This is a genomic window from Microbispora amethystogenes (assembly GCF_016863015.1).
Classification (GTDB): Bacteria; Actinomycetota; Actinomycetes; order Streptosporangiales; family Streptosporangiaceae; genus Microbispora; species Microbispora amethystogenes.
Map to the genome: position 1 here is coordinate 1 of NZ_BOOB01000139.1, position 948 is coordinate 948.

Genomic DNA, 948 nt, shown 5'->3' on the forward strand with positions numbered 1-948 from the left:
GGCGATGCGGTGCAGGAGGAGGCGGAACGCCTGGCGGCCGAGCTCGCCGAAGTCCTGCCGCACGGTGGTCAGCGGCGGCCAGAAGTACGCCGCCTCCGGCACGTCGTCGAACCCCACCACGCTCACGTCCTCGGGCACCCGCCGGCCCGCCTCCCGCAACGCCCGCAACACCCCCATCGCCATATGGTCATTGGCCACGAACACCGCCGTCACCTCACCATCGGCCGCCAGCCGCCGCCCCAGCTCATAACCCGACGACGCCGTCCAATCCCCCACCAGCGGATCGGGCACCACCCGGCCCTCCGCCTCCAGCACCGACCGCCACCCCGCCAGCCGGCCACGCGAATCCACCCAGTTCGGCGGACCCGCCACATGCCACACCGTCCGATGCCCCAAACTCAGCAGATGCCGCGTCGCCCGCGCCGCCCCCGCACCCTGGTCCACCGCCACCACCGGCACCGGCACATCCCCGCCCCCACCCACAACCACCACCGGCAACCCCGCCGGAAGCTGCCGCACCCCCTCGGCCGCCGACTCATGCGGCGCCACCACGATCACCCCGTCCACCGACTGCGACCGCAGCCGATCCACCCCCCGCCCGATCCACCGCCGATCCAGCACCGGCAGACTCGCGATGCTCACCAGATAGTCACTGTCCCGCGCCGCCTGCTCCACCCCGAACAACGTCGACGCCGGCCCGTACAACGTGGTGTCGAAACACACCACCCCCAACACCCCCGACCGCCCGGTCACCAGCATCCGCGCCGCCGAGTTCGGCCGGTAGTCCAGCTCCCGCACCGCCGCCAGCACCCGCTCCCGCGTCTCCGGACGCACCTTCTCCGGAGCGTTCAGCACCCGCGACACCGTCATCGCCGACACCCCCGCCAGCTCCGCGACGTCTTCCATGACCGCCGCCCTCGGGCGCTCGGCCGGGCTCTCTCCAGGCCG

The 948-nt window shown here is 73.1% G+C and carries 1 protein-coding gene; it reads right to left on the reverse strand.

Annotated features, from left to right (window positions below; all coding sequences use genetic code 11):
- On the reverse strand, positions 1-948 hold a 948-nt coding region (locus Mam01_RS36055; protein WP_373868750.1), incomplete at both ends, for a LacI family DNA-binding transcriptional regulator.